Source organism: Bacillus sp. FSL R12-0074 (genome assembly GCF_038005725.1).
Taxonomy (GTDB): domain Bacteria; phylum Bacillota; class Bacilli; order Bacillales; family Bacillaceae_G; genus Bacillus_A; species Bacillus_A mycoides.
Genome location: NZ_JBBOTR010000011.1, coordinates 1 through 5,111 on the forward strand (window position 1 = coordinate 1; position 5,111 = coordinate 5,111).

7 protein-coding genes are annotated in these 5,111 nt (G+C 33.8%); 5 read left to right on the forward strand and 2 right to left on the reverse strand.

What is annotated here, in order from left to right; genetic code table 11:
- The first annotated feature begins 126 nt into the window (after positions 1-126).
- Both NSS97_RS30335 and NSS97_RS30340 read left to right on the forward strand, forming a co-directional pair.
- Positions 127-324, forward strand: coding sequence for a DUF7695 domain-containing protein (locus NSS97_RS30335; protein WP_341115396.1), 198 nt, complete (start codon positions 127-129; stop codon positions 322-324).
- A gap of 178 nt (positions 325-502) precedes the next feature.
- Positions 503-1,123, forward strand: a complete 621-nt coding sequence (locus NSS97_RS30340) for a MarR family transcriptional regulator (RefSeq protein WP_316283047.1) — start codon at positions 503-505, stop codon at positions 1,121-1,123.
- Here NSS97_RS30340 and NSS97_RS30345 read toward each other — a convergent pair.
- Both NSS97_RS30345 and NSS97_RS30350 read right to left on the reverse strand, forming a co-directional pair.
- Positions 1,107-1,334, reverse strand: a complete 228-nt coding sequence (locus tag NSS97_RS30345; protein WP_341115402.1) for a hypothetical protein — start codon at positions 1,332-1,334, stop codon at positions 1,107-1,109. The genes NSS97_RS30340 and NSS97_RS30345 overlap by 17 nt on opposite strands.
- 379 nt (positions 1,335-1,713) lie before the next feature.
- Positions 1,714-2,418, reverse strand: a complete 705-nt coding sequence (locus tag NSS97_RS30350) for an alpha/beta hydrolase (protein WP_113710278.1) — start codon at positions 2,416-2,418, stop codon at positions 1,714-1,716.
- A 686-nt stretch (positions 2,419-3,104) separates the two neighbouring features.
- On the opposite strand from NSS97_RS30350, the gene NSS97_RS30355 reads away from it, so the two are divergent.
- From NSS97_RS30355 to mobV, 3 genes are all read left to right on the forward strand, one after another.
- The gene (locus NSS97_RS30355) at positions 3,105-3,413 is read left to right on the forward strand and encodes a hypothetical protein (protein ID WP_341115404.1); all 309 of its coding nucleotides are present in this window, start codon (positions 3,105-3,107) and stop codon (positions 3,411-3,413) included.
- A 34-nt stretch (positions 3,414-3,447) separates the two neighbouring features.
- Positions 3,448-3,594: a hypothetical protein gene (locus tag NSS97_RS30360; protein ID WP_341115406.1), complete on the forward strand. Its 147-nt coding sequence runs from the start codon at positions 3,448-3,450 to the stop codon at positions 3,592-3,594.
- A 393-nt stretch (positions 3,595-3,987) separates the two neighbouring features.
- The coding region (gene mobV / locus NSS97_RS30365) for a MobV family relaxase (RefSeq protein WP_341115407.1) at positions 3,988-5,111 on the forward strand (1,124 nt) is incomplete at its 3' end.

Sequence of the window (5,111 nt, forward strand, 5' to 3'; positions counted from 1 at the left end):
ATTGAATGAACATGAGAAAAGAGGATATGAAACAGCATCAAAGTTTCTTGAAAATCAACGAAAAGAACAAAAACAACAAAGAAAAGAACGTGGAAATGAAAGAGGACTTTGATAGGAGGATTATCAATGAAAAAGTTAAAGAAAAATGCAATTCAATGTCGAAAATGTGGTGATGTAATTGAATCTAAATTTACACATGATTTTAAGTGTTGTTCGTGTGGATCAGTGGGAGTAGATGGTGGTTTGGAGTATGCTCGTATGCAAGGGAATTTGGAAAATATCATTGAGTTACATGAATTTGAGGAAAAGGAAGGACAGGCATGATAAAATAAAAACGAGCCATGCGGCTAACATGGCTCGTTCTAAAGGGTATTTCAGCAAAAATACCTAAAACTTAATCATCTGTTTATAGATTATCATAATTTTATTATTAGGGTAATACCCGAATTATGATTTTTGGTATTTTTGTTGGTGCTCGTAATATCGAGAGGAGCAACAACACATGACAAAAAAGATTATTAACTTTGGACAAGCTGAACAAAAAGCGAGAAAAAGAGATTTAGAGATTGAGCAGAAACAGTTTGAAGAAGAACATCATGGGATGGATCAAGACGCAGTAGATGAAGCTTTAAAGGTATTAAGTAAGGCTACTGGTGGTAAAGAGATTTACATAGGTACTAAAAAGAGTCCTCAATCGAAAGTGAGGTTTGCTCAAATCTTGCAAGGGAACTTGAGTTATCTAAATAAAAATGATTATTTAACAGGTCAAGAAAAAATATTTTTAATAGATATGACTCCTTACGTTTCATTTGGAAGCAATGCACTTGTTTTTGATATTAAAGAGAAAACACCAGTTCCAATGAATATTACAAAACTCGCTGAAGAACTCGGTAGAGGTAGAAACAAAACAAGCGAAATAGTTAATTCCTTAGTTAAAAAAGGTTTAATAACTAAAGCAGAAAGCGGTATAGAAGGTAATAATGCGAAAGCATATTCACTTTTCGTAAATCCTCATATTATTTTTGCAGGAGATAAGGAAAACGTACCAGAGCATTTACAGGTCATGTTCCATAAAGCTATGAAAATGCCTATATTAAAGAATTTACCTAATAAATTATTCTAGGACTTGATTTTTCAAGTCCTTTTTTGTTGTTATTTTGTGTGTCCCTTTTTGGGGACGGAAGTGTCCCTTTTTGGGGATACACGAAAATCTCTAAAACTACTGATATATCAACCTTTTTAAAACTTTTTAAAGTACTTCTCTTCTCACTCTCTATATAAGGGCTAAAAGTTCCGCAAGGAACAGGTAGTATTTTTGAGTAAACACCACTCAAAAATCTCCACCTTGTCCGCTTTGCTCCCTCCTTGCAAATCTTTTTTCGGCTGGTTTTTAGCTTTCGCCAAGCCGAACAGACCAAAAACGAGGTTAAGTTGCTCGACTTGGACCAGCAATTGTACCAGCCGAACCACCCAGTCCTATCGATCCATGTAGTTCCCTTTTGCAATATGCAGTTACGTTAAGTCCTTGGGGGCTAGCCCCCAAACCCCCAGCCAGCACTTACACCCAAAAACAAGGGGAAAAGAAAAGGTCAAAACAACAAAACAACTAGCTCCCCGTAAAAGGTGCTAGTTGACGTAAAATTCGTTAGTGGAAGTAAATAATTCAAATATATTTCTCAGTAGTTTAACATCTTCTCTTTAATAACAATTTTGTTAATCGATATGTTTGTGTAACCACTGTTTAAATACCTTTAACTGTTCTTTAGTATGAAAGTAATGTTCACCTGTTTCCATGACTTCTAATTCACAATGATGTTTTTTTGTAAAATAGTTAATAATTTCAAATTCGCACAGTTCATCCTTGGCTCCATACATAATATATGTATCTGTATTCCACGTATTAATAGGATGTTCTTTTACATAGCATAAATAATCCCAATATAACTTTTGACCAACAGGTGTTTCTATAGTCATTTCTTTTTGCAAAAGCTCTGGTGTTATATTAAACCATTTCATCATATTTTCTATAATTCGTTCCATATTAACTACTGGTGATAAAAATAATGCCTTTTCTAACACATCATTTTGATAGGCTAAAAGGCTAAAATAAGCTCCCATACTACATGCAAATACACTTACTTCTTTCCAATGTTCTTTTGCGTAATTCATAACTATAGATAATTCATTAACACAAAACTGTACTTTGCAAGGAGTATTATCATTTATTCTTTCTCCATGCTCAGGTAAATCAAAGCTTAATACTTGATAACCTTTTCGATTGGCTTCTTCAGCTAAAATTTCAATAACTGTATCTTCTTTATTTGACATATTTCCATGTACTGCAATAAAAATTTTTTCACTCTTATTTCCCCATAAAACAGTGGGAATATTACTAATTTTAAAATTATCTTTAAGCATATTTCCTCCAAAGAATAAGACATGTAGGACTTGACCAAAAATCGAACACACTTTATAATCCTCTACTTATTTTAAAACAAATTAAACTACTCATAAATTATCACAAATTAATTATAATATCTTTCTACCCCTGTATAACAGAATTGTAAAATTCAAAAGTGAAAATCAATGTATATTCTATACACACTTGGTTAACATAACGTCCTATTATCGGTAGCAAGGATTTTGATAGAATCCTTGTTTTTATGAGGTTTCTTGTTTTCATGTCTATTTATCTCTTATACATAATTTTATACATCGTTGATGTAGCGCGGATTCTAAGGATCTCCGCTATTCTTTTTTTGAATAAAATCTTGCATACTCTTAGTGTGGTTTCGGATGAAGTGAGAACAAAATAATAAGATATATATTTAAAAGTCCTCTCGGCTTGTCTGAGAGGACTTTTTGTTCTTTGGTGTTTTTTTTTGTGTGAATAAGAAAATACAGATAGGTTAGAGGTAGATCTGGAGCGTCTGAAAGGTATATAACAAGTTTGAGTAATGTTGATTTTATAGAAAAAAAGAGGTGAAAAGTTAGGTAGTATTACAGAAGTAGAAATTTAAGTTTTCATTTATGTAATACTTGGATTATATGGTACTTAATGGTACAATTGTATGTACTAAAAAGTACATTGTGGAGGTACTAAAATGGACAAAGAGAAAACCATTCAAGTCAAGTTTACAGTGAATGAAGAACAATATGAGAAGTTAGAAATGTTGGCGAAGATGAGAGAACTTTCTGTACCACAATTTTGTAAATTAACTTCGTTACAAGTGAAAATACAACCAGCTCGACCAATTATTGTTGAGGGAAAATATGAGATGCCTGAACTAGAAGTATTGTTGTTGAAAGAAGTAGAAGAACGCTATAACATTGAGAATCAATTTTTAAAAATAGATAAAGAGTTTAATGAACGATTATATGAATATGCGGTGAAGAAAACGGAGGGGAAATAGTTTGAATGCTAATAATAAAAATGGTGAATCGATAATGATAGAACTATTAATGGGTATGGGGTTTGGATCAACTGTAGGCTACTATACAAACAATCTTGGTTTAGGAATTGTATTAGGAAGTTTTATAGGGATTGTGGTAGGGATGTTTAAAATCAAAAGAAGTAAAAAATATGAACAGTAAACGGTAATTATTTGTGTTGGTCAATCAAAACGGACCTAGCGAAGCGAAGGGAGTATTTGACTTGACCAACTGGACTACACCCGAACCCTCTTGGCACTGAACAAACTACCGTTTGTTCCTGCCAACCGGCGAGGGAGCCCCTCAAGGATTGAGGGGTTGGGGAGTTCGATTGAGGGGGTCAAGGGGAAGAGTTCCCCTTGTAGGTTTGGACAAAGTCCAAGGTTTGGTTCGGCTTGCCGAACAGCCCCGCAGGGCACACCTTTACGATAGTAAAGTATAGTGTGCTATACTTTACATGGAAGTCCACCGAAAAAACAGTAGAGAAGTATATATACTTTATATGGTTCTAGGGACTGATAAGGACGTAGAACCAATTGGAAAAGAGGCGAAAAAATGAGTTATGCAATTTGCCGAATGCAGAAATTTAAAATGCGAGATGTGAAGGGAATTCAGATTCATAATCAGAGAGAAAAAGAGAGCCACACAAATCATGATATTGAATCGGATCGAACACAATTGAATTACGATTTACATAATGATGGTCACATTGATTATTTGAAAACAGTGAAAGACAAGATTGAACAAAATGTAGAGACCAATCGAGCGATTCGAAAAGATGCGGTTGTGATGTGTGAGTTTGTTGTTACAAGTGATAGAGAATTTTTTGATGTATTAGATATAGTTGATCCAGCTCAACAGAAGGTGTTTTTCAAAGAAGCGTATAGCTTCTTAAAAGATAGATATGGTGAACAAAATATTGTACACGCAGCTGTGCATTTGGACGAGAAAACACCTCATATGCACGTTGGAATGGTTCCAGTAACCGGAGAAAATAAGTTATCAGCTAAACAAATTTTTAACCGAAAAGAATTGGTTTCACTCCAGGACGATTTTCATGCTCACATGGTAGAAAAGGGCTTTTATTTGGAACGTGGTGTATCAAGTGACAAAAAGCATATAGAAATGCGAAAACTTAAGGCAATGACTGCAAAAGAAGAGATAAAAGCTTTAGAAAAAGAGATGGGACAATGCCTACAGAAAAAAGAAGTAGTAAATAAACAAATGGAACAATTAGAATCTCGTTTGAATCAATTACAAAACGCAGTGAAATCAACAAATAAAGTCGATAAGATTGAAGTTAAACATAAAGGTGGTATCTTACGCTCTAAAAGCGTTGAAATGAGCGTAGAAGACTTTGAGGAACTCAAAACTAAGGCAAAGGCATCAGAAGCCTTTAAACGTGAAAATATGACGTTACATCGCAAGAATGAAGCGTTACAAGCGAGTAATACAGATTTACATACAACAGTGAAGCGTTTGGAAAAAGAAAATGAAGAGTTGAAGCCGTATAAGGGTAAATTTGAACGTTTAGCAAAATTAATTGATGAGATGGATAAATTTTATGAGAAGTTTATTCCAAAAGAGATGCCTAAATTCCATGAGATTATTGGTTTTTGTAAGAGAAAAGTAAATGCATCTATGAATAGATTTAGTTCTCTTAGGTATTCAGAAGAAAG